The organism is Citrobacter sp. C5_2 (genome assembly GCF_014596845.2).
In the GTDB taxonomy this organism is placed as follows: Bacteria; Pseudomonadota; Gammaproteobacteria; order Enterobacterales; family Enterobacteriaceae; genus Citrobacter; species Citrobacter werkmanii.
Window position 1 is genome coordinate 3,569,497 of the sequence record NZ_CP115032.1, and the last position, 25,447, is coordinate 3,594,943.

The 25,447-nt window shown below is 55.6% G+C and carries 22 protein-coding genes; 8 read left to right on the forward strand and 14 right to left on the reverse strand.

Annotated features, from left to right (window positions below):
* Nucleotides 1-42 precede the first annotated feature (42 nt).
* From ICA20_RS17490 to entC, 7 genes are all read right to left on the reverse strand, one after another.
* Nucleotides 43-240 (reverse strand): YbdD/YjiX family protein, encoded by a 198-nt coding sequence (locus ICA20_RS17490; RefSeq protein ID WP_006685574.1) that lies wholly within the window; start codon nt 238-240, stop codon nt 43-45.
* A 63-nt stretch (nt 241-303) separates the two neighbouring features.
* Nucleotides 304-2,409 (reverse strand): pyruvate/proton symporter CstA, encoded by a 2,106-nt coding sequence (gene cstA / locus ICA20_RS17495; RefSeq protein WP_006685575.1) that lies wholly within the window; start codon nt 2,407-2,409, stop codon nt 304-306.
* 184 nt (nt 2,410-2,593) lie between these two features.
* Nucleotides 2,594-3,007, reverse strand: coding sequence for a proofreading thioesterase EntH (gene entH, locus ICA20_RS17500; RefSeq protein ID WP_038643067.1), 414 nt, complete (start codon nt 3,005-3,007; stop codon nt 2,594-2,596).
* Between the two features lie 2 nt (nt 3,008-3,009).
* Entirely contained in the window at nt 3,010-3,765 is a 756-nt protein-coding gene (gene entA / locus ICA20_RS17505; protein ID WP_038638641.1) for a 2,3-dihydro-2,3-dihydroxybenzoate dehydrogenase EntA, read from the reverse strand.
* Complete coding sequence (locus ICA20_RS17510) at nt 3,765-4,622, reverse strand: isochorismatase (protein ID WP_038638636.1); 858 nt, start codon at nt 4,620-4,622, stop codon at nt 3,765-3,767. The genes entA and ICA20_RS17510 overlap by 1 nt, the downstream gene beginning before the upstream one ends.
* A 13-nt stretch (nt 4,623-4,635) precedes the next feature.
* Nucleotides 4,636-6,246 carry a (2,3-dihydroxybenzoyl)adenylate synthase EntE gene (gene entE / locus ICA20_RS17515; RefSeq protein WP_038638633.1) on the reverse strand — a complete coding sequence of 537 codons (1,611 nt, stop codon included), beginning with the start codon at nt 6,244-6,246 and terminating at the stop codon, nt 4,636-4,638.
* Nucleotides 6,247-6,255: 9 nt separating this feature from the next.
* Complete coding sequence (gene entC, locus ICA20_RS17520; protein WP_038638631.1) at nt 6,256-7,431, reverse strand: isochorismate synthase EntC; 1,176 nt, start codon at nt 7,429-7,431, stop codon at nt 6,256-6,258.
* A 187-nt stretch (nt 7,432-7,618) separates the two neighbouring features.
* On the opposite strand from entC, the gene fepB reads away from it, so the two are divergent.
* Nucleotides 7,619-8,575, forward strand: a complete 957-nt coding sequence (fepB, locus tag ICA20_RS17525) for a Fe2+-enterobactin ABC transporter substrate-binding protein (protein ID WP_038638628.1) — start codon at nt 7,619-7,621, stop codon at nt 8,573-8,575.
* A gap of 39 nt (nt 8,576-8,614) precedes the next feature.
* Here the strand turns inward: fepB and entS are convergent, their stop codons facing one another.
* Complete coding sequence (gene entS, locus ICA20_RS17530; protein WP_038638626.1) at nt 8,615-9,850, reverse strand: enterobactin transporter EntS; 1,236 nt, start codon at nt 9,848-9,850, stop codon at nt 8,615-8,617.
* Between the two features lie 109 nt (nt 9,851-9,959).
* Here entS and fepD point away from each other — a divergent pair, with 109 nt between their 5' ends.
* Genes fepD through fepC form a run of 3 tightly spaced genes read left to right on the forward strand, consistent with a single transcriptional unit; the run spans nt 9,960 to nt 12,750 of the window.
* On the forward strand, nt 9,960-10,967 hold the full coding sequence (gene fepD, locus ICA20_RS17535) for a Fe(3+)-siderophore ABC transporter permease (RefSeq protein WP_038638624.1): 1,008 nt from the start codon (nt 9,960-9,962) through the stop codon (nt 10,965-10,967).
* Nucleotides 10,964-11,956: an iron-enterobactin ABC transporter permease gene (gene fepG / locus ICA20_RS17540; RefSeq protein ID WP_038638620.1), complete on the forward strand. Its 993-nt coding sequence runs from the start codon at nt 10,964-10,966 to the stop codon at nt 11,954-11,956. The genes fepD and fepG overlap by 4 nt, the downstream gene beginning before the upstream one ends.
* On the forward strand, nt 11,953-12,750 hold the full coding sequence (fepC, locus tag ICA20_RS17545) for an iron-enterobactin ABC transporter ATP-binding protein (protein WP_038638617.1): 798 nt from the start codon (nt 11,953-11,955) through the stop codon (nt 12,748-12,750). Before fepG ends, fepC begins: the two co-directional genes overlap by 4 nt.
* Before the next feature lie 45 nt (nt 12,751-12,795).
* Here the strand turns inward: fepC and wzz(fepE) are convergent, their stop codons facing one another.
* The 4 genes from wzz(fepE) to fes all read right to left on the reverse strand — a co-directional run bounded on the left by wzz(fepE) (nt 12,796) and on the right by fes (nt 19,511).
* The gene (gene wzz(fepE) / locus ICA20_RS17550) at nt 12,796-13,929 is read right to left on the reverse strand and encodes an LPS O-antigen length regulator Wzz(fepE) (protein WP_038638614.1); all 1,134 of its coding nucleotides are present in this window, start codon (nt 13,927-13,929) and stop codon (nt 12,796-12,798) included.
* 228 nt (nt 13,930-14,157) lie between these two features.
* Nucleotides 14,158-18,048 (reverse strand): enterobactin non-ribosomal peptide synthetase EntF, encoded by a 3,891-nt coding sequence (gene entF, locus ICA20_RS17555; protein ID WP_038638611.1) that lies wholly within the window; start codon nt 18,046-18,048, stop codon nt 14,158-14,160.
* The gene (locus tag ICA20_RS17560; RefSeq protein ID WP_038638608.1) at nt 18,045-18,263 is read right to left on the reverse strand and encodes an MbtH family protein; all 219 of its coding nucleotides are present in this window, start codon (nt 18,261-18,263) and stop codon (nt 18,045-18,047) included. Before ICA20_RS17560 ends, entF begins: the two co-directional genes overlap by 4 nt.
* Before the next feature lie 30 nt (nt 18,264-18,293).
* The gene (gene fes / locus ICA20_RS17565) at nt 18,294-19,511 is read right to left on the reverse strand and encodes an enterochelin esterase (RefSeq protein WP_080700403.1); all 1,218 of its coding nucleotides are present in this window, start codon (nt 19,509-19,511) and stop codon (nt 18,294-18,296) included.
* A 253-nt stretch (nt 19,512-19,764) separates the two neighbouring features.
* Here fes and ICA20_RS17570 point away from each other — a divergent pair, with 253 nt between their 5' ends.
* Together ICA20_RS17570 and entD are read left to right on the forward strand one after the other, a co-directional pair.
* Complete coding sequence (locus tag ICA20_RS17570; RefSeq protein WP_038638605.1) at nt 19,765-22,056, forward strand: TonB-dependent siderophore receptor; 2,292 nt, start codon at nt 19,765-19,767, stop codon at nt 22,054-22,056.
* Nucleotides 22,057-22,105: 49 nt separating this feature from the next.
* On the forward strand, nt 22,106-22,783 hold the full coding sequence (gene entD, locus ICA20_RS17575; protein ID WP_038638603.1) for an enterobactin synthase subunit EntD: 678 nt from the start codon (nt 22,106-22,108) through the stop codon (nt 22,781-22,783).
* 19 nt (nt 22,784-22,802) lie between these two features.
* On the opposite strand, the gene ICA20_RS17580 is transcribed toward entD, so the two are convergent.
* Nucleotides 22,803-23,507 carry a GNAT family protein gene (locus tag ICA20_RS17580; protein ID WP_038638600.1) on the reverse strand — a complete coding sequence of 235 codons (705 nt, stop codon included), beginning with the start codon at nt 23,505-23,507 and terminating at the stop codon, nt 22,803-22,805.
* Between the two features lie 142 nt (nt 23,508-23,649).
* Between ICA20_RS17580 and ICA20_RS17585 the strand changes: the two genes are divergently transcribed.
* Entirely contained in the window at nt 23,650-24,768 is a 1,119-nt protein-coding gene (locus ICA20_RS17585) for a YbdK family carboxylate-amine ligase (RefSeq protein ID WP_038638598.1), read from the forward strand.
* A gap of 66 nt (nt 24,769-24,834) precedes the next feature.
* Nucleotides 24,835-25,083: a DUF1158 domain-containing protein gene (locus ICA20_RS17590; protein WP_038638595.1), complete on the forward strand. Its 249-nt coding sequence runs from the start codon at nt 24,835-24,837 to the stop codon at nt 25,081-25,083.
* A gap of 21 nt (nt 25,084-25,104) precedes the next feature.
* Here ICA20_RS17590 and ICA20_RS17595 read toward each other — a convergent pair whose 3' ends face one another.
* Nucleotides 25,105-25,446 (reverse strand): RamA family antibiotic efflux transcriptional regulator, encoded by a 342-nt coding sequence (locus ICA20_RS17595; RefSeq protein WP_003021996.1) that lies wholly within the window; start codon nt 25,444-25,446, stop codon nt 25,105-25,107.
* Between the last annotated feature and the right edge of the window lies 1 nt (nt 25,447).

Consider the following 25,447-nt stretch of genomic DNA (forward strand, 5'->3'; position numbering starts at 1 on the left):
TGTTGTAGGCCGGATAAGCGTCAGCGCCATCCGGCAAAAAAATTAACAGCACTTCGCGCCGCCTTTGCCCCCATAGCGCGCATCCTGCCGCTCGCGGAAAAACTCTTCGTAGGTCATTGGCGTCTGATCCGGATGCGTGACGCGCATATGCTCAACATAGTTGTCATAATCCGGCACACCGATCATCAAGCGGGCGGTTTGCCCTAAATACTTCCCGGCTTTGGAGAGCGTTTCAAACATAGTGATTCCCTGTCGTACAAACGCCCTCCCCGTACCGGAGAGGGCTTGTTGGTTAAGAGAATATTAGTGCGCGCCTTTCGCCTGCGCCACGATCTCTTCGACATTCTCAGGCATTGGTTCGTACGGCGTTTCTTTCGAAGTCGGTTTGTCCTCTTTCAGCGCTGCCAGCGCAGTTTTAATCGAGAACAGCCCCAGCACCACGACGACCACCATGAAGAAAATAGTGAGGCCCGCGTCCAGACGGTTGTTAAACACCAGTTGCGTCAGCTGCGACTGGGTGTACTGCGCCGGAATATTACCGCTGTCGATCATCGCCTGGAACTTGTTGGCGATAGCCAGGAAGCCAATTTTCGCATCCGGGCTAAACGCTTTCTGCCAGCCCGCAGTCAGAGTACAAATCAGCAGCCAGGCCGTTGGCACCAGCGCCACCCATGCGTAGCGCTGACGTTTCATCTTGAACAGCACCACCGCACAGAGCATCAATGCCATACCGGCCAGCATCTGGTTGGCGATACCAAACAGCGGCCACAGGGTGTTGATACCGCCCAGTGGATCCACCACGCCCTGGTGTAAGAAGTAACCCCAGGCCAGTACGCACAGCGCTGTAGCCAGCAGGTTCGCAGGCAGTGAGTCGGTACGTTTCAGGCTCGGTGATACCACGCCTAACAGATCCTGCAGCATAAAGCGTGCGGCGCGTGTACCGGCGTCAACCGCCGTCAGAATAAACAGGGCTTCAAACAGAATGGCGAAGTGATACCAGAACGCCACATCCATCATGCCGCCCAGCGCACCATGCAGAATATACGCCATCCCAACGGCCAGCGTCGGCGCACCGCCTGCGCGGGAAATGATGGATTGTTCGCCGACTTCATTGGCGATTTGATGCAAGGTGTCCGGAGTAATAGCAAAGCCCCAACTGCTGACCACCTGCGCTGCAGAAGCCACGACATCCGCCGTACCCGCCGGAGCCAACACCGCCATCGGGCTGTTCATCGCAAAGTACACGCCCGGATCGATGATGCACGCGGAAACCAGCGCCATAATGGCGACAAAGGATTCCATTAACATTCCGCCATAGCCGATAAAACAGGCCTGCCCTTCGTTCGCCAGCATCTTCGGCGTGGTACCGGAAGAGATCAGCGCGTGGAAGCCAGATACCGCACCACAGGCAATGGTAATAAACAGGAACGGGAACAGGTTACCGGTCCAGACCGGGCCAGTACCGTCAACAAACTTGGTCAGCGCAGGCATGGTCAGCGTCGGACGCATGATCAAAATCCCTACCGCCAGGCCAACAATGGTGCCGATTTTCAGGAAAGTAGAGAGATAATCACGTGGGGCCAGCAACAGCCATACCGGCAGCACGGCAGCGACAAAGCCGTAGCCCACCAGCATCCACGTCAGTTGTACGCCGGTAAAGTCAAAATACGGTGCCCAGGTCGGACTTTCAGCCACCCAACCGCCGGAAATAATGGCAAACACCAGGAATACCAAACCGATGACCGACACTTCGCCAATGCGGCCCGGACGCAGATAACGCAGGTAGATCCCCATAAAGATCGCCAGCGGAATGGTAAACGCGACGGTGTAGGTTCCCCACGGGCTGTGGGTCAGCGCTTTCACGACGATCATCGCCAGTACCGCGAGGATAATCACCATGATCATAAAACAGGCTACCAGCGCAATAACGCCCGCCGTTGGGCCCATCTCTTCTTTCACCAGTTCGCCAAGGGAACGACCATCGCGACGGGTAGAAACAAACAGCACCATGAAGTCCTGCACAGCCCCCGCGAGTACCACCCCGGCAAGCAGCCAGATCATACCCGGCAGATAACCCATTTGTGCCGCCAGTACCGGCCCGACTAACGGACCCGCCCCGGCAATCGCCGCAAAATGGTGACCGAACAGCACTTTTTTATCGGTAGGAACATAATCCAGACCGTCGTTATGGCGCACGGCTGGCGTCATACGCGTCGGGTCCAGCGCCAGCACATTTTTCGCAATGTACAGGCCATAGAAACGGTAAGCGATAAGGTAGACACAGACCGACGCCACGACTATCCACAACGCGTTGATCTGTTCACCACGGTTTAATGCGATATAGCCGAGGGCAAATGCTCCCATTACAGAGAGCACTGTCCAGACGAGGTACTTCCCTGATTTATTCATATTGATTATCCGTTGTCCAGGTCAGAGAGATGTTACATTTTGTTTCTATAACATCTTTTCTGAATTTAACAACATGACAACCATACAAACCCGAAGTATCACTGAGTTTTTACATTGCAGTGTTAACTAGATCACTTCATTTACCTGTTAACCCTGCAATTTCATTTTACTTTGTCGGGCGACTTCACCCCATCACCGCAGTACCTAATCGGCAGGTACAACAGCGTCGTCCTTGCTCATCAAAGATGACGATTTCCCAGCTTTGATTCTGCCGTCCGAGATGCAGCGGCAGACAAACGCCGCGCACTTTGCCCTGCGAAACCGCCCGATGGTGCGTGGCGTTCAGTTCTGTACCGACTACACACTGCCCGTCGCGGGTCATCAGATAACCCGCCATTGAACCCAACGTTTCGGCCAGTGCCGCCGACGCGCCGCCGTGCAGCAAACCAAACGGCTGATGCGTGCGGGTATCAACCGGCATTTCGGCCTCCAGCACATCATCGCCCAGTCGGGTATAAAGGATGCCTAAGTGCGCGACCATGGTGTTGTGGCTGGTGGCATTTAATTCATCCAGCGTGAGATGGCGTTTCCAGATCATCATCATGCTCCCAGCGTTGAGCCGCCATCCACCACGATATCCTGTAGCGTAATGTGGCTGGCAAGGTCGGAGGCGAGGAATAAAATGGTGTTGGCGATCTCCTGCGGTCGGGCGATTTTCCCCAACGGGATACCAAGCTTAAACTGTTCGCCAAACCCGCGAATACGCTGCTCCTCCGCGTCATCACTGACCCATAACGTGCGCTGCATGTCAGTATCGGTCGAGCCAGGCGACACCACATTACAGCGCACACCGCTGCCCGCCAGTTCCAGTCCGACGGTGAGCGCCAGGCTTTTTAGCGCGGCTTTTGACGCCCCATAAGCACTCATGCCGATCCGCGGCGTGTGCGCCGCATCTGAGGCGACGGTCACGATCGCCCCGCCCTGCTGGCGACGAAACCTCGCCATCGTCTGCTGAAACAGATTGAACGCGCCGCCAACGTTAACGGCAAACGTCTGCTGCCACTCTTCAACGCTCAGTGCGTCAGTGGCCCCCATGTGCAGAATACCGGCGGCATTGACCAACACATCCAGCCGCTCGCACGCTTTAAGGACACGCTGGCACACCTCAGCCACCTGCCCGGCATCGGCCACATTCAGCACTTCGGTCGCAAACGGGTAGTTATCCTGAGGAAATTCGCGATCGAAGCCAGTCACCTGCGCGCCAGCTTTCACAAATGCCAGTGCCGTAGTGTAGCCAATGCCTTTACCCGCGCCGGTCACCCAGATGGTTTTCCCGGCAAAATCAAATCCGGCCATCAGTTCACCTCGCGGGAGAGTAGCTTCCACCAGGCGTCTATGGTCGGGTTTTTCGCCAGCATCACGAAATCAATATCGCCATGAACTTTACGCCAGCGCGCCGCCAGCGCCATCATGCGCACGGAATCCAGCCCGTAGTCGATCAGGTTTTCGTCATCCATTGGCTCCTCGGACTCATCCAACAGCGGCAGAATCACGCTGCGCAGCGCCTCTTTACTCGCCGGAACCGGCGTCGGCAAAAGTTCCTGGGTCATCACCACCCGACCGGAACGTCCCGCCACGTATTTCAGCGACATCAGGTGTTCATCACGGCTGAAGTCTGCCAACGCATCGGCGACCATAAACGGCTTGATATCGCGCATGAACGCGTCAGTCGCAGTGGTCATGCAGCCAATATGGGCATACACACCGGTAATAATCAGTTGATTTCGGCCAGTATCTTTAAGCATCTGCTCCAGCGGAGAGCGATGAAATGCGCTGTAACGCCATTTCACCAGGATGGTATCCGCCTCATCGGGAGCCAGCGCATCAACGATTTTTTGCTGTTCCGGCGAACGCGTCAGGCCTGGTCCCCACATATCATTCAGCAGGGCGCGGTCTTCATCGCTCTGTTCTTTGGGTTGCGCGGTGTAATACACCGGAATGTTGTGCTCTTTGCAGAACTGACGCAGTGCGGCAATGTTAGCCACCACTTGCGCCATCATCGGGCAGTTATCCCCCCAAAAGCCGATAAAATAGTCCTGCATGTCGTGGATCAGCAGCGCGGCGCGTTCAGGTTCAAACGTCCAGTCGACTTTATTGGCTGGAACATCAAGCGCCGTAGGCAGTGCATAAGCCTGCAGTTTAGGAATTGCCATCTCTTTTTCTCCTTCAGGCCAGTGAACGTGACGCCAGCCACTGACGTAATTGTTTTTTATCCACTTTACCGACCGGGGTTAGCGGGAGTGACTCAACGCACTCCACACGGTCAGGTAATTTGAATTCCGCCACGCCCTGGTCACGCAGGAAACGGCGCGCCTGCACCGCGCGCAGCGGCTCTTTCACCACCAGCCATGCGCAGCTTTTCTCGCCCATCAGTTCGTCATCCATACTGACCAGAGCGGCATGGATCACCGATGGGTGGCGTAACAGCAGGTTTTCAATTTCTTCTGCTGCGATCTTCTCGCCACCCCGGTTGATCTGATCCTTCTCACGCCCTTGTACGGTGATATAGCCATCCTGATCGATAGCGATCAGATCGCCGGAGCAGTAAAAACCGTTGGCGTCAAAGGCGCTGGCATTGTGCTCCGGGCTGTTGAAGTAACCCCGGAAGGTGTACGGACCTCGCGTCATCAGGCGGCCCGTTTCGCCCTGCGCCAGGGGATTACCATCAGCATCGGCGACCCAGACTTCATCATCCGGACACATCGGACGGCCCTGGGTATTGATGATGCGCTCAGGGCTGTCGTCCAGACGGGTGTAGTTCACCAGCCCTTCCGCCATGCCAAAAACCTGCTGCAACTGGCAGCCAATCTCCGCCGGAATACGCGCCGCAAGCGAGGCGGAAAGCCGTGCCCCACCGACCTGCAGCAGCGTCAGCGAAGCCAATTGCGCATTGCTCCCCCACTCCGCAATCGCCTGCAGCCACAGGCTCACCGCCGGCGGCACCAGCGCCGTGACGTTAACCTGATGCTGTTCAATCAGCGGGAAGCACAGGGTTGCGCTCGGGTCAGCCGCCAGAACCACGGTGCCGCCAGCCAGGAACACGCCAAGCGAACCAGGCGAACTCATGGCGTAGTTATGCGCTGCCGGGATCGCGCACAGATAGCGCGTTTCCCTGGTGAAGCGGCAGATCTCATTACTGCGACGCACGCTGTAGTAGTAATCGTTATGGGTACGAGGAATAAGCTTCGGCGTCCCGGTGGTACCGCCAGAAAGCTGGAAGTACGCCACTTCATCAGCAGGCGATGGCGTCGCGGTAAAATCAGCCGCAGGCTGGTCTATCGCCATTTGCAGGTTATGTTCGCCTTCATCATTGCGCAGTTGCACCACGCGCACTGAATTGTGTTCAGCCACAAAGGTATTGAGAAAATCTTCCCCGCTAAACAGCGCATGCTGGCGATCGGCGATCAGTAACGCGGGTGCGATCTGTTTAGCATAAGCATTGAGTTCGTTACGCTGATGGCTAAACAGCGCCAGCACCGGAGCGACGCCCAGCTTGAGCAGCGCAAAGAACGTGATATACAGCTCCGCCACATTGCCCAACTGCACCAGCGCGGTTTCGCCAGGTTTGATTCCCTGACGACGCAGGCTGCAGGCGAGATTGTCAGTCGCCTGATTCAACTGGCGATAGCTCAGATGGCGTTCACCATCAATGACCGCCGTATGGTCGCTCTCGGCGTGACGGGTCAGAATGTCGGTCAGCGGCAAATCCTGCCAGTAGCCTTTGTCACGGTAACGGCGGGCAAACTCCTCCGGCCAACGGGTGAAAGGAATACTCATCATGACTCCTTAATGCAGTCCAAAAACATTCAACATGGTGGCAAGCTTGGCTCCCGTTTCACGCCATTCCGCAACCGGAGAAGACGCAGGCACAATACCGGCGCCGGCAAAGAAACGAACCTGATTACGCAGCAGCTTCGCGCAGCGGATCGTCACCACCCATTCGCCATTACCTTCAGCATCACACCAGCCGACAATGCCGCCGAACAAGTCGCGATCGAACGGCTCCAGCTCGGCGATAATGTTGCGCGCAACCTGATGCGGGAAACCGCTCAGCGCAGGCGTCGGATGCAACAGGCACGCCAGCGTCAGCGCGTTTTCCTCTGCGTTGGCTTTTCCTTCAAACGGCGTGCCGAGGTGCCAGAGCGTAGGCGTAGTGACCAGTTGCGGAGAGGAAGGGAGTTGCAATTCACTGCTGCGATCGCGCAACACGGCTTTCATCGCCTGCGTCACCAGGTCGTGCTCATGGCGGTCCTTCTCAGATGCCAGCAGGCGGATCCCCGCTTCCCTGTCCAGCACATCATCAGGCTGACGGCGCGCCGAACCGGCCAGCGGCAACGAGCTAAAACGATCGCCTTCTTTGCGCAACAGCAGTTCCGGGCTGGCGCCAAGCAATACGCCACCGTCTTCAATGGGGACATGGAAGTTGTAACTCGCCGGATTTTGCGCCACCAGACGCTCCAGCAGCGCACCGCTGTCAATGTTGGCATCGGTGGTGATATCGATCAGACGTGACAACACCACTTTGTCGACTTCCGGCGTGGCCGTCAGCGCAGCCGCCCGGGCGACCATCTCTTCAAAAAAGTCCTGTTGCGGAATCGAGTTACGCTCAACGACGTTTAACGACTGATGCCGGTTAAAGTAACGTGATGATTGCTGCTTTGCCGTGCGAGAGAAGCTCTGCCACGATTGGGGAATAAACAGCGATGATGGCTGGCGGGTATCGAAAGGAATTGCCCCGACCATAATGGGGTTAGCGATGCCCTGCGATTTGGCATCAGCAAACAGTGCGTGCATTTTGTGTTGGAAAGGGCTGTCTGGCGAATCGCCATCAATTGCCGGTTCCGCATAGCGGGCGAAGCATCCTGACGTCGTAAAACTACGATACGGCGACATAAAGAAAAAACTGTCGGGAGCGAGCGTCGGCATAGTCTGCGTTTTTTCCTCGGCCAGTGACATATCCATATCATCCTCCAAAAATGATAAAGACTCTAATAATGATTATCATTTATATTTTCGGTCGCTAACCTAAAAGCAAAGCGGCTGTATGTCAACTCTTGTGGCAGCACAATGTGCGACTTTGGCTTGCATCCTCGCTCGCTAACAATGAAAATGAGAAGCATTAACCATACTGATAACAGGAAGCTGATTCGTGAGTCTCCCCTCTTTTCGTCGCACCGTGCTTTTACTGACTGGTTTGTTTATTTCAGGAATTTCTTTAGGTCACGCCGCCGACTGGCCGCGTCAGATCACCGACAGCCGTGGCACACATACGCTGGAGCAAAAGCCGCAGCGCATTGTCTCCACCAGCGTCACCCTTACCGGCTCGCTGCTGGCGATTGATGCCCCGGTCATCGCCAGCGGCGCCACCACGCCGAACAACCGCATTGGCGATGCGCAGGGCTTTTTACGTCAATGGAGCGACGTGGCCAGGGAACGCAAACTCAGCCGTCTGTACATCGGCGAACCAAGTGCGGAAGCCGTCGCGGCACAAATGCCGGATCTGATTCTGGTAAGCGCCACCGGCGGCGACTCCGCCCTCGCGCTATACGATCAGTTGTCCACCATTGCGCCCACGCTTATCATCAACTACGACGACAAAAGCTGGCAGACGTTGCTGACGCAACTGGGTGAAATTACCGGTCAGGAGCCGCAGGCAGCCGCGCGAATTGCCGAATTTGATAAGCAACTGCAAGCGGTTAAGCAACGGATCACCCTACCGCCACAGCCGGTCAACGCGCTGGTCTATACCGCGGCGGCGCACAGCGCCAATCTTTGGACGCCTGAGTCGGCACAGGGCAAGCTGATGGAACAGTTAGGCTTCACGCTGGCGCCGCTACCTGCCGGTTTGCACACCAGCCAGAGCCAGGGCAAACGCCACGATATCATCCAGCTTGGCGGTGAAAATCTGGCGGCTGGCCTGAACGGCGAAGCGCTGTTCCTGTTTGCTGGCGACAGCAAAGATGCCGACGCCATTTATGCCAATCCGCTTCTGGCGCATCTGCCAGCCGTGCAAAATAAACGTGTTTACGCCCTGGGCACGGAAACCTTCCGTCTCGACTACTACAGCGCGACGCTGCTGTTGCAACGTCTGTCAGCTCTCTTTTAATCGCCAGCGCCGGATGCGGCTAACGCCCTATCCGGCCCGTCAGGTATTCACAGGCATTTGCCGGAATCGACGTAATTCCCCCAGCAACAACAGCAGTAGCAGACCGACAATCACCAGCCCAAATCCACCTACGCTTGCCGAGGCGACCGGCGTCATCATCGCACCCAAACCACCTAACAACGCCGCGCCAATCGCGTCCCCGGTGACGTTCTGCGCCGTCCACAAACCGTTAATTCGCCCGAGCATCGCTTCTGGCGTCTGCGTCTGTAACAGGGTGTACTGCAACAAAGAGCTAACCGCACTTAACCAACCGAACAGCGCCAGGCAGACAACCCCAAGCTCCCAGACCGGCATCAACCCAAACAGACCGATAGCCAGGAATGAAGCCACGGTAGAACCCAGCATGATCAATCCCGGACGAACGCTGTGCGCCAGCTGTCCGCTGGTCAAAGCGCCCACCGCCGCGCCAAGAGGAATGGCCGCATACAACAAACCAATTTGCGCGCTCGACATCTGCCAGTTAATCGCCAGCGCCGGATACAGCACCCGCACGGCGCTCGCCATGGTCAACAGGCCGCCGAGCAGCGCAATGCCGCCAATCAGCGGACTGGCGAGCAAAAAGCGAAATGCTGCCAGCAGCGATTTCAGCGGATGCTCGCGCGGCTGCGGCGGTGGAGGTAACGCGGGAAGGCTCAATAAAGGCAGTAAGGTTATGAACGTGCCTGCCGCCGCCAGCCCGTAGTTCCAGGCCACGCCACCGGTCGCCAGCAGTACCCCACCAAGCATCGGCGAAATGACCGAACCCAAACGCACCGTCAGCATAGTAATCGCCCCGGCCTGCATCAAATTCTCCCTCCCGACCAACGCCGGCGTTGCTGCCAGCAAAGCCGTCACGCCCAGCGAGGCAAAGAAACCGTCCCATAAGCCAAGCAGATAAATCGCCAGTAACGACGGTTCGGGCAGCAGCGCATTCAGACACAAACCAATAAAGCCGACGCCACAGGTTCCACGCGCCAACAGGATCACTTTTTTACGCTCATAGCGGTCGGCCAGTACGCCGCCAACCATCAGGCCAATAAACATTGCGCTACCGGTCAATGTCACCGATAAACCCACTTGCCAGGTCGACTGGGTCATCATCTGGATCTGTACCGGAACCGCCACACCGAGTAGTCCCAAAGAGACAATGGAAATAAAACGAGCGAGGAAGACGGCGCGAAATGCAGGGTGGGTCTTTAACAGGCTGAGATTAAGCAGCCAGGATTGTCGATTCATTACAGAGCCTTACCAGGTACTTTTTCAATATCCATTCGATGGCTGCACATGCTAACATATCCAAATAAGATCGATAACGATAATTACTATCATTATCAGGGAAGTTGATATGTCATGCTCTGTTTCCGCGACACGCGCTTTCGCCGTGCCCGGACTATTGTTATTACTTGTTCTCACCACGGTACTAAGTCTGGTTATTGGCGCAAAATCGCTACCTGCATCCGTGGTGCTCGATGCACTCACCGGCAGTTGCCAAAGCGCGGATTGCACCATCGTGCTGGACGCGCGACTGCCACGTACGCTGGCAGGACTGCTCGCCGGCGGCGCGCTGGGTCTGGCGGGCGCCTTAATGCAAACGCTCACGCGTAACCCGCTCGCCGATCCAGGGATCCTTGGCGTTAATTCTGGCGCCAGCTTCGCCATCGTGCTGGGCGCGTCACTGTTCGGTTTCTCTTCCCCACAGGAACAATTGCTGATGGCTTTTTCCGGGGCGCTGATCGCCTCGCTGATTGTGGCGTTTACCGGTAGCCAGGGCGGCGGGCAACTCAGTCCGGTACGACTGACGCTGGCGGGCGTTGCGCTGGGTGCAGTGCTCGAGGGGCTATCCAACGGCATCGCCCTACTCAACCCGGACGTCTACGATCAGTTGCGATTCTGGCAGGCCGGTTCGCTGGATATCCGGAGCCTGCAAACGCTGAAGGTGGTGCTGGTGCCGGTATTGATTGCCGCGGCTGCCGCATTGTTTCTCAGCCGCGCCCTGAATAGCCTGAGTCTTGGTAGCGACACTGCTACCGCGCTGGGCAGTAAAGTCGCCCGCACGCAGTTTATTGGCCTGCTGGTGATTACCGTACTGTGCGGCAGCGCGACCGCAATTGTTGGTCCTATCGCCTTTATCGGCCTGATGATGCCGCATATGGCGCGCTGGCTGGTGGGGGCGGATCACCGCTGGTCACTGCCCGTTACCCTTCTTGCGACCCCCTCTCTGCTGTTAATTGCCGATATCATCGGTCGCCTGATTGTCCCCGGCGAGCTACGTGTTTCGGTGGTCAGCGCGTTTATCGGCGCGCCAGTGCTTATCTTTCTGGTTCGCCGTAAATCGCGCGGGGGTGGCGCATGATGCACCTCTCCCGTCGTCTGGTCATCAGCAGCCTGCTGCTGGTTGTAGGTTGTCTCGTCGTTGGGTTGTGGAGCCTGCGTAGCGGCGTCGTTACGCTGGAAACCCAGCAAATTATTGCCGCTCTGTTCGGCGATGCGCCGCGCAGTATCACGCTGGTGGTCACCGAATGGCGTTTGCCGCGCGTGCTCATGGCGTTATTGATTGGCGCGGCGCTCGGCGTGAGCGGTGCAATATTTCAGTCGCTGATGCGCAACCCGCTGGGCAGCCCGGATGTGATGGGTTTCAATACCGGTGCCTGGAGCGGTGTACTGGTGGCAATGGTGCTATTCGGCCAACATCTCACCGCTATCGCGCTGGCGGCTATGCTGGGTGGGATCCTGACTTCACTGGTTGTCTGGGCGCTCGCCTGGCGCAACGGCATCGACACCTTCCGGCTGATTATTATCGGTATCGGCATACGCGCTATGCTGGTGGCGTTCAACACCTGGCTGCTGCTGAAAGCGTCATTAGAAACCGCATTAACGGCCGGACTGTGGAACGCCGGATCGCTCAATGGTCTGACCTGGGCCAAGACCTGGCCTTCTGCCCCGCTGATTATTGTGATGCTGGTGTGCGCCACGCTGCTGGTGCGCCGGATGCGTTTACTGGAAATGGGTGACGACAGCGCCTGTGCGCTAGGCGTCAGCGTTGAGCGTTCGCGTCTGATGATGATGCTGGTCGCCGTGGTACTGACCGCCGCCGCCACCGCGCTGGCAGGTCCAATTTCCTTTATAGCTCTCGTCGCCCCCCATATTGCGCGTCGACTTAGCGGCACATCCCGCTGGGGATTAACCCTGTCAGCGCTATGCGGCGCGCTGCTGCTGCTGATGGCGGATTTATGCGCCCAACAGCTGTTTATGCCTTATCAGCTTCCGGTGGGCGTTGTCACCGTAAGCCTCGGCGGTATTTATCTTATCGTCTTGTTAATTCAGGAGTCCCGCAAAAAATGATCGAATCAGTTGCCCGTTTGCGCGGCGACCAGTTAACGCTGGGTTATGGCAAGTTTACCGTCGCGGAAAATCTCAATGTGTCGATTCCCGACGGTCACTTTACCGCGATTATTGGGCCAAACGGCTGCGGGAAGTCAACGCTACTGCGCACACTGAGTCGTCTGATGACGCCCGCCCACGGCAAGGTTTGGCTCGACGGTGAACATATTCAGCACTACGCCAGCAAAGAGGTCGCACGCAGAATAGGTTTGCTGGCGCAAAACGCCACCACGCCGGGTGATATTACTGTACAGGAGCTGGTTGCTCGCGGGCGTTACCCACATCAGCCGCTGTTTACCCGCTGGCGGCAAGAAGATGAAATCGCAGTAAACACAGCGATGCAGGCCACAGGGATCACCCATCTGGCGGCGCAAAGTGTAGATACGCTTTCCGGCGGACAGCGCCAGCGCGCATGGATTGCAATGGTGCTGGCGCAGGAAACATCGATTATGTTGCTCGATGAACCCACCACCTGGCTGGATATCAGTCATCAGATTGATCTGCTGGAGCTGCTCAGTGAGCTAAACCGGGAGAAGGGTTATACGCTGGCCGCCGTTCTGCACGACCTCAATCAGGCCTGTCGCTACGCAACGCACCTGATTGCGCTGCGTGACGGAAAAATTATTGCCGAGGGGGCGCCGAAGGAGATTGTTACGGCGGAGCTTATCGAAAAAATCTATGGATTACGCTGTATGATTATCGACGATCCGGTTGCCGGCACGCCGTTAGTCGTACCGCTAGGGCGCAACAAATAGCGAGAGTTAACGTATGGCGGCTGCCTGCCGCCATACGACAATTAATCACACCAGTTGCTGATCGATAAACGCCATTTTTTGCTTACGCGACACCATGGCATAGTTCAGCAGAACGCCGCCACAGGCCACCATGCCACCCAGTAACGCAGCCAGAATAACGATCATCGATTTAGCCGGACCATCTTTATGCACTGGCAGTGAAGGTGAAAGCTGATATTTAAACGGCGTAAATTTTACGTCGCTCACGTTCATGGCTAACAGCTGATCAACGTGATATTGGCGGTTACGTAATTCTCCGTTAATTTCCGCAACATCTGTTACTGATTTTTCAATTTCTAATTTACGCGAGATACCATCAGCACCCAGTGAAATAGAGAAATCAGGATCATCTTTCACCGCCTGGCCATTACTGTAGACCGGCTTTTTAATCCCGGCGGCATTCGCAATCTCCAGGGAGTAGTTGAGCCGCTGAATATTTGCTTCCATCTGGTTTTTGAGCCTGACGCGATCCATCGCCAGCCTTTCTTTCTCGAAGCTAGTTTTGATGAACAGTTTATTGCGAATATCTTCCAGCGTTTCTTTCTCAACAATAGAAGAAATATAATGGATATAACCCTGTAGCACAGACTGGGCTTCTTCGGCCTGAGGGGCGGTAAAGCTCAGCGTCCATGAGGTATACAGCGAGGTCTCATTCTTTTTTCCCACATTGCTGTCAACCGCGGTCATTTTTTCACTGAGCCTGACGATTGCGCGGTGCAGGTCCATTTCGTCAATATCAGCGCCTTTCAATTGATCCATCACATAGGGTGAAGATCGCAGATAATTTTCTAACAATGAGGGCGACTGAAATTTTTTGATAAACAGGTTAAACACATCACTGCGGCTGACGTTAATATCCATATCCAGCACGCGCAATTTGGTCAACGTATTCTCGAGATCCTGCCACTGAACCGGTTCTGCCGGCGTCACGATGGCCTGACTGTTCCATTTTTGCGGCAGCAGGAAAGAGACCAGAATACCCGCACAGGCAAAAGCGAAAACGGTAGCCACAATTTTCGTCCTGGCGCGCCATAAGATTTCGACCAGGTTAATTAAATCAATTTCGTTGGCGTTTACCGTAGGCTGAGGATAAGCAGTAAATTCCGAAACGTTGTCTTGCTTAATATTCAATGATGACATGTTGCGTGACCTGAAAACTTTCCCAAAAGAAAAACACTCCCGTGGGAGAAGTCTACCAGCTAGTCAGAATTATCTGAAACTTTCTTTACGCATCTGCCCCCTACCAAAAATTATCTTCGGAATTTATTCACTCCCTTCGCCACCCCATTCCACACCAAAGCAACAACTCCACAACATGACATTGCATTATGGAGTTGTTCGATTGCCGTAATAGCAAAAGTGACTTTGTTACGCAGATTGATTAATCAGCGCATTGATTACAGGCCCTATCGTCTCAAACGCGGTGGGAGAAATGATGTCGACATGCGCGCAGTCCTGACGATAAACATCCAGACTGGATATCCACGGTGACCAGCTACGTTCAGGACTAACGTCCTGCGGTAATGTGCGTTCAGCCACGAACAACGTAGCGTGGCCCGCAAAAGGTACGCTGTGGGCTGTGGTTAACAGGCGAACCGCATCCACATAATTGCCTTCGATAGCGTTGAATAACGCGTCAGACGCATTCCCTTGCTGTGCGGCCAGGAACGCTTCACGTTCACGCTCGATCTCCGCCAGTACGGCAGGATCCAAGCCATTGGCCTCTTTTTCCTGCCAATTTTGCGTTTCTGGCGGCCAGGTATCCAGCAGCCCCAGGAAGGCAACGTCCTCCCCCCGGGCGTGTAAACGCGCGGCAATCCCCTGCGCCAGCGTCCCCCCCAGCGAGTAACCTAATAAATAGTATGGCCCGTGAGGCTGCTGGTTAAGCAGCGTTGCCAGATGATGGTCACATACCGCATCGAGGTTTTCCGCCTTTCGCATGGGTCCATCCGGTCGCGGCGACTGAATGCCTGTAATCGACCACTGCGGGCTGAGGTAACGCGACAGCACGCTAAACTGCCAGGCAAAACCCGACGCGGGATGGAAGCAAAACAGCGTTGGGCCGTGACTTTCACGCAGCGGCAGCAGCGTCTCAAACCCCAGATGCTGCGACTGTTCATCATCATCACTCTCCAGCAATGCGCTGAGTTGTTTAACGGTAGAAGCCACCATAATCTGACCTGGCGTCACCAGTCGTTCAAACATACGACTCAATTGCGCCGCCAGCTTCATCGCCAGCAGAGAATGTCCGCCCAACGCGAAGAAATCTGCCTCCACATCATTGATCTCACAATCCAGCAAGGCCGCAAAAGAGTGCGCAATGGTGGTTTCGATCCCAGGGCGCGGCGCACGTCCTGTTGTACGTGACGTTAACTGAGGCATCGGTAACGCTTTACGATCCAATTTACCGTTCGCGCTGAGCGGCAGCGCCGCCAGTTGCAGCAATACCGTCGGCACCATATGCGCTGGCAGTTTTTCGCGCAGACTCTCCCGCAATGCAGAGGTGTCCAGCGGTAAACCCGATTGCGACACCAGATACCCCACCAGTTGACGCGCATCGCCGCCGGTCGCCGCAGCCTGATTAAATACGCAGGCATGGGCAACAGCATGCTCGACATCGGGCAGTTGCTGCATCACCCGATCAATTTCCCCCAGTTCAATACGCTGTCCGCGAATTTTAAGCTGGTCATCGCTGCGCCCCAGGTATTCCACCGCACCATTTTCCAACCAGCGGGCCACATCCCCGGTACGGTACATGCGTTCACCGGCATTAAACGGATCGGCGATAAAGCGGCTTGCCGTCAGATCCGCTCGTCCCAGATAGCCCTGCGCCAGTTGGATCCCCGTCAGGTATAGATCACCCGCTACGCCGAAGGGCACCGGACGCATCATGGCATCGAGGATCCGCAAACCGGTGTTCCATACCGGATAACCAATCGGTACGCTGTTGCCGGTAACGGCGGCGAGCGCTTCCCCCCAGGCCGGATACCAGCTCACATCAACCGCCGCTTCAGTTGGTCCGTACAAATTGTGCAACGGCGCATGGGTCAACTGTTCCCACTCACGACATAAATCTGCAGGCAAGGCTTCGCCGCTGCAGAATACCTGCTTCAGCGAAGCACAACTTTTCTGCGCAGTTTCCGGCGTCAATGACGCAATAAAAGCAGCCAGCATGGAAGGAACAAAGTGAGTGGTCGTCACCCCGTATTGGGCGAAGAATTGCTGCATCGCCAGCGGATCTCGGTGCGCCTCGGGCTCCGCCATCACCAATTTTGCGCCGGCAATAAACGGCCAGAAAAATTCCCACACCGAGACATCAAAACTGCATGGCGTTTTTTGCGCCACCACATCCTCTGCTGTCAGCGGATAGTGATTTTGCATCCACAACAGGCGGTTGACGATCGCCGTTTGCCCGACCATCACCCCTTTGGGTCTGCCGGTAGAACCGGAAGTAAAAATGATATAGGCCGTATGATGCGGTTGAGAGAGGGCCAACGGCGCGGTATCTCCCACTGACAGCGGCGCGTTGTAGCACAGACTTTCCAGTCCCGGGATATCGCCAAAGCGCGCCAGTTGATCATCGGTGGCGATCACTAATTTTGGCTTTGCGTCTTCGAGCATCATCCGCAGGCGATCGTCCGGGTATCCGGTATCCAATGGCAGCCAGGCGGCTCCGGCTTCAACAATACCGTGCAGCGCCAGCGTCAGGAATACTGAACGCGGTAATGCCACGGCAACGCTGTCACCTGGCTGTACGCCCCGCGCGCGCAGTAGGTGCGCCAGCGCCACAACCTGCTGGCGCATTTCACGATAACTAAACTGATAACGAGCATCGGCCAGCGCCGGGGCATCCGGCGTTTTATCGGCCTGCTGTGCCACTAGCGCGCTCAGCGTCGTGGCCGGGATCTCCACGGTCGTGTCGTTAATCTTCGCCAGTTGCTCATATTCCGCTGGCAACAGCATCCCGGCCTCACCACAGCATAGCGCCGGATTGTCGGCAAACTGTTCGATAAGCGCGGTTAAACGCGATGCGTGTTGCGCCAGCGTCGCGGCATCATAACGCTGTTTATTGGCGAGGATTTCAATACTCAGCCCACCGTTTTCATCCGGGAATAGCGCCAGTTCAAGATCGTTGACCGGGCCTGTCGCCAGGGTATGGGTCTGCGCCTGAACGCCGGGAATATTTAGCTGATAATCGAATATTTTCACGTTCAGCACCGGGCCAAACAGCGGCTCGGTACCGGCTGCACGCCCGCTGTCGCGCACAATTTGTTCAGCGTCATAACGCTGATGTCGGCGCATTTTCTTCAACTGCCCTGCCAACCGCTGTGCCAGCGCAGGCAAGCTTTCTGCCGCATCCAGCCTCACGCCAAAGGGCAAAACGTTTAAAACCGGTCCGGTGGACGTGAGTGCCGCCGATCCCATACGCCGCATAAAGATAAATCCGGCGGCATAATCCATTCGGCTGCATAAACGCCCCAGCCACAACGCCACCAGCGCCAGGGCAAGATCCGCACGCTGCACATCAGGCATACGTGCTGCAAGCTGGCGGAACGCGCCTTCAGGCGCGGTGAGCTTCAGACGAATAATATCGGCACTGGCCGAGCGCCCCGGTAACGGTTTGTTCGACAACGACGCCGGGGGCGGTAACTGTTTACGCTGCTCGGTCCAGAAAGTAGCATCACGTTGCCAGGCATCGCTTTGACGATACTGTTGATACTCTTCCACGACCTCGGCAAACGGCGTAAAAGGAGAATCCGGCGTGGGTTCGCCACTCTGCCATGCGCAGTAAATGGCGGCTATCTGGCGGGTAATGGCGGGAAAGCTGAAGCCATCAACCAGCAGATGATGGTAACGCTGATACCAGTACCAGCGGTTATCACCTACCTGAATGAGCTGATGGAAAACCAACGGTTTATGACCATCAGCGCGTAAGTCCTGTTGCAGATCGGCCTGCATCAGTGCGCGGGCTGCTTCATGTGGGTGAGATTTTTCGCGCAGGTCGAAAATTTCAGGTTCCGCGAAGGTGAGCGCAGGATCAACCCATTGCCAGACCTCACCGTTATCTTCGCTAAACCGCATCCGCAGAGTATCAGCCTGCTCCAGACCGGCAACGATTGCCTTTGCCAGTAACGGCGCGTTCAGTTCACCGGTTAATTCTACGTAGTGCGCCACGCTCCACGCCGAGGGCAAGGTGGAGAGTTTTTCCGCCATCCAGATCCCCGGCTGAGCCGCGACTAACGGTAAACGCTGAGTCATTGAGCCTCCTGCACATCAATGTAGTTTGCTGGCGTCAGCGTGGTCCAGTTTGCATCCAGCCATTGCTGGCAGGCTTCCTGCGATTGCGGTTCGCACGCGACTTGCCAGCCAGCAGGAAGTGAGCACTGCTGCGGCCAGAGGCTAAACTGACGCTGTGGGTTTTGCAGAATGTAAAACTGGCCCTGCGGATTATCGAAGGGGTTACTGAACTCCATACTCAACTCCTGTCGTGGAACATCGTCCGGTTAAATCGTCTCGGAAAGCGGCTGCCAGAGCGTCATTAGCCCTTGCATCAGGCCACCGCGCCAACAAAGCGCATCGTGTCCGCCATCAACCTGACGCCAGAAAATAGATTGTGGTGCAGAGGGTAATTGGGCATATAGCGCCTGATTGGCACGAAAAATTATCGGCTCGCGGATCCCGGCCTCCAGAACGATACGCAGTCCCTGAACGCTGACCTTGCCGCTCTTCAGTTGTTCAACAATCGCCCCATCCTGATGACTGCCGCGATGCGGCCACCAGAAAGAACCGGACTGGCTGAGCACACAGCCAAAGCGCGCGGGCCAGTTCAGCCCGGCATACAGCGCAGACAACCCGCCAAAACTTTGTCCGGCAACCACCGTGCGCTGCGGATCGTCACTGAACGCAGTGGTCGCCTTCACCAGCGGCAAAAGCTCCTGCTGTACCGCCAACCAAAAATCGGCGTTACACGGCAGTTCGCGGCTACGATGAGATGTGTCGATAGCGTCAATCAGGAGATATACGGCGGGAGGGAGATCTCCGCGGTGCGTGAGCGAAGCCAGCGCAGGCCACACCGGCATACTTTGCGCCCAAAACTGACCGTCCAGCAGGATAGCCAGCGGACGTGCTTCTGGTTGGTCGTCACCGGTGGTAAATACCCATACGCGACGCGTATTGCAAAGCCTGGCGCTGTGCCATTGCAGGCAAACTGCGGGGCAATCGGGAGCCGCAGGCTGATCCCAGCCGGGCTGTACGGGAGCGTCTGGCATTTCGAGCGCTGACACCGCATGGCCACGACCTCCCCGCCAGCTCTGCGGATTGAGAGGATCGGCAATCGCCTGCGGTAACAATTGTCGCCAGCCTTCACGCAGCACGTTTCGGCCAGGCGTTTCGTCCGCCGCCAGCGCGGCAAAAATGTCATCCCGAGCGGTGGGAATGAAGCAGTAGCTACCGCGCCAGTTGGCGCTGAGGGAAACACTCCAGCACCAAACATTTGTACCGTTAATGCGTTGCATCGACTGAGGGGGGACATTTTGATGATGGTCGGTGACGCCGGTGATATAGACCCACACACGACGAATGGCTGACTCTTTTTCCGTTCCCTGCGGGTCACGCCACCAGAAGGTTACCCGATAATTTCCGTTCTCTTCACGCTCCCACTCCGGGCCTTTTTTCGACTGCCACCACGCTTCGCTTCCCGTCTTTAACGTCGTCACCGCCATAACCCCATGTTTACTGTGAATTTTTATGATCTAGCGTGAAATATATTGATAATATTATTGATAACTATTTGCATTTGCAATAGCGTATTGTCGCGCTGTGGGAAGCGCGCACAGTTTTTCACCACTTATAAACCGACCTGGCGCTGCGTACTTTTTCTGGAACGGAGGGTTTACGCGGATGCGGGCGACATCAGACCAAATGCCGCACCACGGCACATGGGTACTCGTGGCTAAAAGAACAGCAGGACATACAATGAACAACAAGATTCATTCACTGGCCTTATTGGTCAATTTAGGGATTTACGGGGTAGCACTGCCAGCAATGGCAGAAGATCAAACTGATAACGCCGCTGTCTCTCATGAAGACACCATCGTCGTTACCGCCGCGCAGCAAAACCTGCAGGCGCCGGGTGTTTCAACCATCACCGCGGATGAAATCCGTAAAAATCCTCCCGCGCGCGATGTTGCGGAAATCATCCGTACCATGCCTGGCGTTAACCTGACCGGCAACTCAACCAGCGGCCAGCGCGGTAACAACCGTCAGATTGATATTCGTGGTATGGGTCCAGAAAACACCCTGATTCTGATCGACGGTAAGCCGGTGACCAGCCGTAACTCCGTGCGTCAGGGCTGGCGCGGCGAGCGTGATACCCGTGGCGATACCGCCTGGGTGCCACCGGAAATGATCGAGCGTATTGAAGTGCTGCGTGGTCCTGCCGCAGCACGTTACGGCAACGGAGCTGCGGGCGGCGTGGTGAATATCATCACCAAAAAAGGCAGCAATGAATGGCACGGTTCGTGGGATACCTATTTCAATGCCCCGGAACACAAAGACGAAGGCTCGACCAAACGTACCAACTTTAGCCTGAACGGCCCAATGGGCGGGGATTTCAGCTTCCGTCTGTACGGTAATCTGGATAAAACGCAGGCCGATGCCTGGGATATCAACCAGGGTCATCAGTCAGAACGTACCGGCACCTACGCCAATACCTTACCGGCCGGTCGTGAAGGCGTTATCAATAAAGACATTAACGGCGTAGTTCGCTGGGATTTCGCCCCGCTCCAGTCGCTGGAACTGGAAGCGGGTTATAGCCGCCAGGGCAACCTGTACGCAGGCGATACCCAAAACACCAACACCAACCAACTGGTGAAAGATAACTACGGGAAAGAGACCAACCGCCTTTATCGTCAGAACTACTCTCTGACCTGGAACGGCGGCTGGGATAATGGCGTTACCACCAGCAACTGGGTGCAATATGAACATACGCGTAACTCCCGTACGCCGGAAGGTCTGGCGGGAGGAACCGAGGGGATCTTTGACCCGAATGCGTCACAAAAATATGTCGATGCCGACCTGAATGACGTCATGCTGCACAGTGAAATCAGCATTCCACTGGACCTGCTGGTCAACCAAAACCTGACGCTCGGTACCGAGTGGAACCAGCAGCGCATGAAGGATATGCTCTCCAATTCGCAGACCTTTATGGGCGGTGATATCCCAGGTTACAGCAGCACCAACCGCAGCCCGTACTCCGATGCGGAAATTTTCTCTCTGTTTGCTGAAAACAACATGGAACTGACCGACAGCACCATGCTGACGCCGGGTCTGCGTTTCGATCACCACAGCATCGTCGGCGATAACTGGAGCCCATCTCTGAACCTGTCACAAGGTCTGGGCGATGACTTCACCCTGAAGATGGGGATTGCGCGCGCCTATAAAGCGCCAAGCCTGTATCAGCTCAACCCGAATTATATTCTCTACAGTAAAGGCCAGGGTTGCTACGCCACCGGCTCCGCGACCGGCATCGGTTGCTACATGATGGGCAACGACGATCTGAAGGCCGAAACCAGTATCAACAAAGAGATTGGTCTTGAGTTTAAGCGTGACGGCTGGCTGGCCGGGGTAACCTGGTTCCGCAACGATTACCGCAACAAGATTGAAGCGGGGACCGCACCGCTAAGCAGAACGTCAATTACCCAGAAAAACTCGACTACGGGCAAAGAAACAACAACCTACACCGATATCTATCAGTGGGAAAATGTGCCTAAAGCGGTGGTTGAGGGTCTGGAAGGGACGTTGAACGTGCCGGTTAGCGAAACCGTTACCTGGACCAACAACATCACTTACATGCTGCAAAGTAAGAATAAAGAGACCGGCGAACGCCTGTCGATTATTCCTGAGTACACGCTGAACTCAACGCTGAGCTGGCAGGCACGCGAAGATTTGTCGCTGCAATCCACCTTCACCTGGTACGGTAAACAGCAGCCGAAAAAATATGATTACCAGGGCAAACCGGTTACCGGCAGTTCGGCGAGTGAAGTCAGCCCGTACAGCATCGTCGGTCTGAGCGCGACCTGGGATGTGACGAAAAACGTCAGCCTGACCGGCGGCGTGGATAACGTCTTCGACAAACGTCTGTGGCGTGAAGGTAATGCCCAAACCACCAGTGATATCAAAACTGGCGACTATATGGCGGGCGCAGGCGCATACACCTATAACGAACCGGGCCGGACGTGGTTCATGAGCGTTAATACGCACTTCTGATAATGTTTCCCCCTCTCCTCCCTGCGGGGAGAGGGAAAGCATAACTACCATGCTCACCACGCACACACCGCTCGTCTTTGCCGACCATAGGCTGCATATTGTCGAGTTTGATCCCGCCAGCTTCCATGAGCATGACCTGCTCTGGCTGCCCCACCACGCTCAGCTTCAATCCAGTGGACGTAAGCGTAAAGCAGAGCACTTAGCAGGACGTATTGCCGCAGTACATGCATTACGTGAATACGGTATCAAAACCGTACCCGGCATCGGCGGGCAGCGACAACCGCTGTGGCCGCAAAATCTGTTTGGCAGCATCAGCCATAGCGCATCAACTGCGCTGGCGGTGGTATCGACACATTCCGTTGGGCTGGATATAGAAGCTATTTTTACGCCACAAACCGCCGTTGAGCTGGCTGACGGCATTATCGATAACCACGAACGACAGATTATGCATCACGCCAGCCTGCCCTTTCCGCTCGCCTTAACCCTGACATTCAGCGCAAAAGAGAGCCTGTATAAAACGTTTTCGGAACACACTACGGCGTTACCGGGGTTCACCAGCGCTAAAGTTACCGCCCTCACCCTAACCCAGGTAACCTTGCAAATTCAGCCCTTATTTTCGCCAGGCCTCGCCGGGCAGGAAATTAACGTTCGCTGGTTTCAGCGCGATGAAAACGTCATTACCTTTTGCACGAGCAGTACGCCATGCTCGCGCTCCTTTTCTGTCTGAATCGTCAACGGGAAACGAGCTATACCTGCTGGCACTCTGCCATCGACCTGCGTTGCCGCCCATGTTCATCAAAGTTGTCGGCAGCCAGCCAACGCTGCAATGCGGCATCGCGCTGCGGCCATTCGCTGTCAATCATTGATAACCAGTCGCTGTCGCGGTTGCGCCCCTTACGCACGATCTTCTGGCGAAAACGCCCTTCGAAGATAAACCCCAGACGCTCTGCCGCCCGTCGCGACGCCGTGTTCAACGAATCGCATTTCCACTCCACACGACGGTACCCTGACGCAAACGCCTGACGCAGCAGCAGCCAGACGCTTTCGGTGCCGAGTACCGTATTTTTCATGCGCGGCGACCAGGTCACATGACCAATTTCGACCGAGCCATGCTCCCGTTCGATCGCCATAAAGCACACCAGGCCAACGGCACGCCCGGAACGCTGTTCAATTACCGCATAGGGAACCAGGGAGGCGTCAGTGGATTTTGCCGCGATCCAGCAAGCCGCGGCTTCAACGCTCGTTGGGCGGGAGCTTGCAAGCCAGGTCCAGTCGCGATCGTCGGGTGCCTGCGCATAGGCATCAAACAGGTCGGCGGCATGGCTGTCGGCATCCAGAGGAACCAAACGGCAATACTGTCCAACAAGCTCTTCCCGTGGCAGCACGGCGGCACCTTTCCAGTCCGGCACAACATCGCCGACGGTCTGACCATAAAGATTTATTTCCGGCACGGATTCCCCCCTGTTGCGAAGCAAAAAATAGTTATAGCACCTGCCATTTCACCTTCAAAGCGTCACCCGGTGATTTCTTACGCAAAACAGAAAACCAGCAGTCCTTCTATACTTAATTAAAATCAACGCTGAAGAGAACCCTATGTCACTACCCGATTTTCATGTTTCCGACCCTTTTACGCTAGGCATTGAACTGGAAATGCAGGTGGTTAATCCCCCAGGTTACGACCTGAGCCAGGATTCTTCCCGGCTGATTGACGCCATTAAGCCACAGCTTACCGCCGGGGAAGTGAAGCACGATATCACCGAAAGTATGCTGGAGATAGCAACCGGGGTTTGTCGCAATATCGACCAGGCTGATGCTGAATTGTCGGCCATGCAGCAGATAATCATGCGGGTTGCGGCAGAGCATCACCTCGCCATCTGCGGCGGCGGTACGCACCCATTTCAAAAATGGCAACGTCAGGAAGTCTGCGATGACGAACGCTATCGACGTAACCTGGAAAATTTTGGTTATCTTATTCAGCAGGCAACCGTTTTCGGTCAGCACGTCCATGTTGGCTGCGCCAACGGTGATGATGCAATTTACCTCCTGCACGGGCTGTCGCGATTTGTTCCTCATTTTATTGCGCTCTCTGCCACCTCGCCTTACATGCAGACATCCGACACGCAATTTGCCTGCGCGCGCCTGAATATATTCTCCGGCTTTCCCGATAACGGTCCGATGCCATGGGTGAATAACTGGCAGGAATTTACGGGACTATTCCGTCGCCTGGCTTACACCAGCATGATTGATAGCATTAAAGATTTGCACTGGGATATCCGCCCCAGCCCGCACTTCGGTACGGTTGAGGTTAGGGTAATGGACACTCCGTTGACCCTTAAACACGCGGTCAATATGGCGGGACTGATACAGTCCACCGCCCACTGGCTACTCACCAAACGTCCATTCAAACACCAGGAGCGTGATTATTTACTGTATAAATTCAACCGTTTTCAGGCCTGTCGCTTTGGTATGGCGGGGATTGTCACCGACGTGAATACGGGCGATGGGCATCGCCTGGCGGATGACACGCTACGACTGCTGGAGAATGTCGCCGCCTCTGCGGAGAAAGTGGGGGCGACCAGCGCGATTGAAGCCTTACGCCTGCAGGTTAAACATGGTCATGATGAAGCACTGAATATGCGTGATTTCGTGGCGGAAGGCGGATCGTTGAGTGGTCTGGTGAAAAAACACTGTGAGATTTGGGCAGGGCTTTAGGTGTGGGGTTTGCGTTGCCCGCTGAGATCCCGGACAATGGTATTTTAACTCAAGTTTAACAATACCATGAAACACCCGCTTGAATCGCTGATGACCGCCGCTGGGATCCTGCTGCTGGCTTTTCTGTCCTGCCTGCTCTTACCTGCCCCTTCACTTGGCCTGGTGCTGGCGCAAAAACTCGTTGCCACTTTTCATCTGATGGATCTCAACCAGTTTTACACGTTGCTGTTTTGCCTGTGGTTTTTACTACTGGGGGTGATTGAGTATTTTGTGCTGCGCTACATTTGGCGGCGCTGGTTCTCGCTGGTGGATTAAGCCCGCGAGAACCCGGTGCCGTTAATGCGTTCGACTATGATTTTCTTTGCGATAAGCGCCCGGCGGTTGACTAAACGTACGGGTGAAAATACGCGTAAAAGTCTGCTGTGAATCGAATCCGTACTTCAAACAGATGTCGTACACTTTCTGATCGGTATCGCGCAGATCGCGCGCCGCCAGCAGCAGTTTACGCTCACGGATGTAACGCCCCAGGCTCTCGCCTTTGTACTGCATAAAAAGACGCTGTAGGTGCCATTTTGAATAACCCGCATGGCGGGCAATATCATCAATGCGCAATGGTTGATTCAAATTATCATCAATCCATTCAACAATCGTATCAATTACCTGAGCAGAAATCGTCATC

Bases quoted from the DNA above. Each gene is read 5' to 3' on its own strand.
- ICA20_RS17490 (WP_006685574.1), bottom strand. From the start codon at position 240: ATGTTTGAAACGCTCTCCAAAGCCGGGAAGTATTTAGGGCAAACCGCC.
- cstA (WP_006685575.1), bottom strand. From the start codon at position 2,409: ATGAATAAATCAGGGAAGTACCTCGTCTGGACAGTGCTCTCTGTAATG.
- entH (WP_038643067.1), bottom strand. From the start codon at position 3,007: ATGATCTGGAAACGCCATCTCACGCTGGATGAATTAAATGCCACCAGC.
- entA (WP_038638641.1), bottom strand. From the start codon at position 3,765: ATGGCCGGATTTGATTTTGCCGGGAAAACCATCTGGGTGACCGGCGCG.
- ICA20_RS17510 (WP_038638636.1), bottom strand. From the start codon at position 4,622: ATGGCAATTCCTAAACTGCAGGCTTATGCACTGCCTACGGCGCTTGAT.
- entE (WP_038638633.1), bottom strand. From the start codon at position 6,246: ATGAGTATTCCTTTCACCCGTTGGCCGGAGGAGTTTGCCCGCCGTTAC.
- entC (WP_038638631.1), bottom strand. From the start codon at position 7,431: ATGGATATGTCACTGGCCGAGGAAAAAACGCAGACTATGCCGACGCTC.
- entS (WP_038638626.1), bottom strand. From the start codon at position 9,850: ATGAATCGACAATCCTGGCTGCTTAATCTCAGCCTGTTAAAGACCCAC.
- fepD (WP_038638624.1), top strand. From the start codon at position 9,960: ATGTCATGCTCTGTTTCCGCGACACGCGCTTTCGCCGTGCCCGGACTA.
- fepG (WP_038638620.1), top strand. From the start codon at position 10,964: ATGATGCACCTCTCCCGTCGTCTGGTCATCAGCAGCCTGCTGCTGGTT.
- fepC (WP_038638617.1), top strand. From the start codon at position 11,953: ATGATCGAATCAGTTGCCCGTTTGCGCGGCGACCAGTTAACGCTGGGT.
- entF (WP_038638611.1), bottom strand. From the start codon at position 18,048: ATGACTCAGCGTTTACCGTTAGTCGCGGCTCAGCCGGGGATCTGGATG.
- ICA20_RS17560 (WP_038638608.1), bottom strand. From the start codon at position 18,263: ATGGAGTTCAGTAACCCCTTCGATAATCCGCAGGGCCAGTTTTACATT.
- fes (WP_080700403.1), bottom strand. From the start codon at position 19,511: ATGGCGGTGACGACGTTAAAGACGGGAAGCGAAGCGTGGTGGCAGTCG.
- ICA20_RS17570 (WP_038638605.1), top strand. From the start codon at position 19,765: ATGAACAACAAGATTCATTCACTGGCCTTATTGGTCAATTTAGGGATT.
- entD (WP_038638603.1), top strand. From the start codon at position 22,106: ATGCTCACCACGCACACACCGCTCGTCTTTGCCGACCATAGGCTGCAT.
- ICA20_RS17585 (WP_038638598.1), top strand. From the start codon at position 23,650: ATGTCACTACCCGATTTTCATGTTTCCGACCCTTTTACGCTAGGCATT.
- ICA20_RS17590 (WP_038638595.1), top strand. From the start codon at position 24,835: ATGAAACACCCGCTTGAATCGCTGATGACCGCCGCTGGGATCCTGCTG.
- ICA20_RS17595 (WP_003021996.1), bottom strand. From the start codon at position 25,446: ATGACGATTTCTGCTCAGGTAATTGATACGATTGTTGAATGGATTGAT.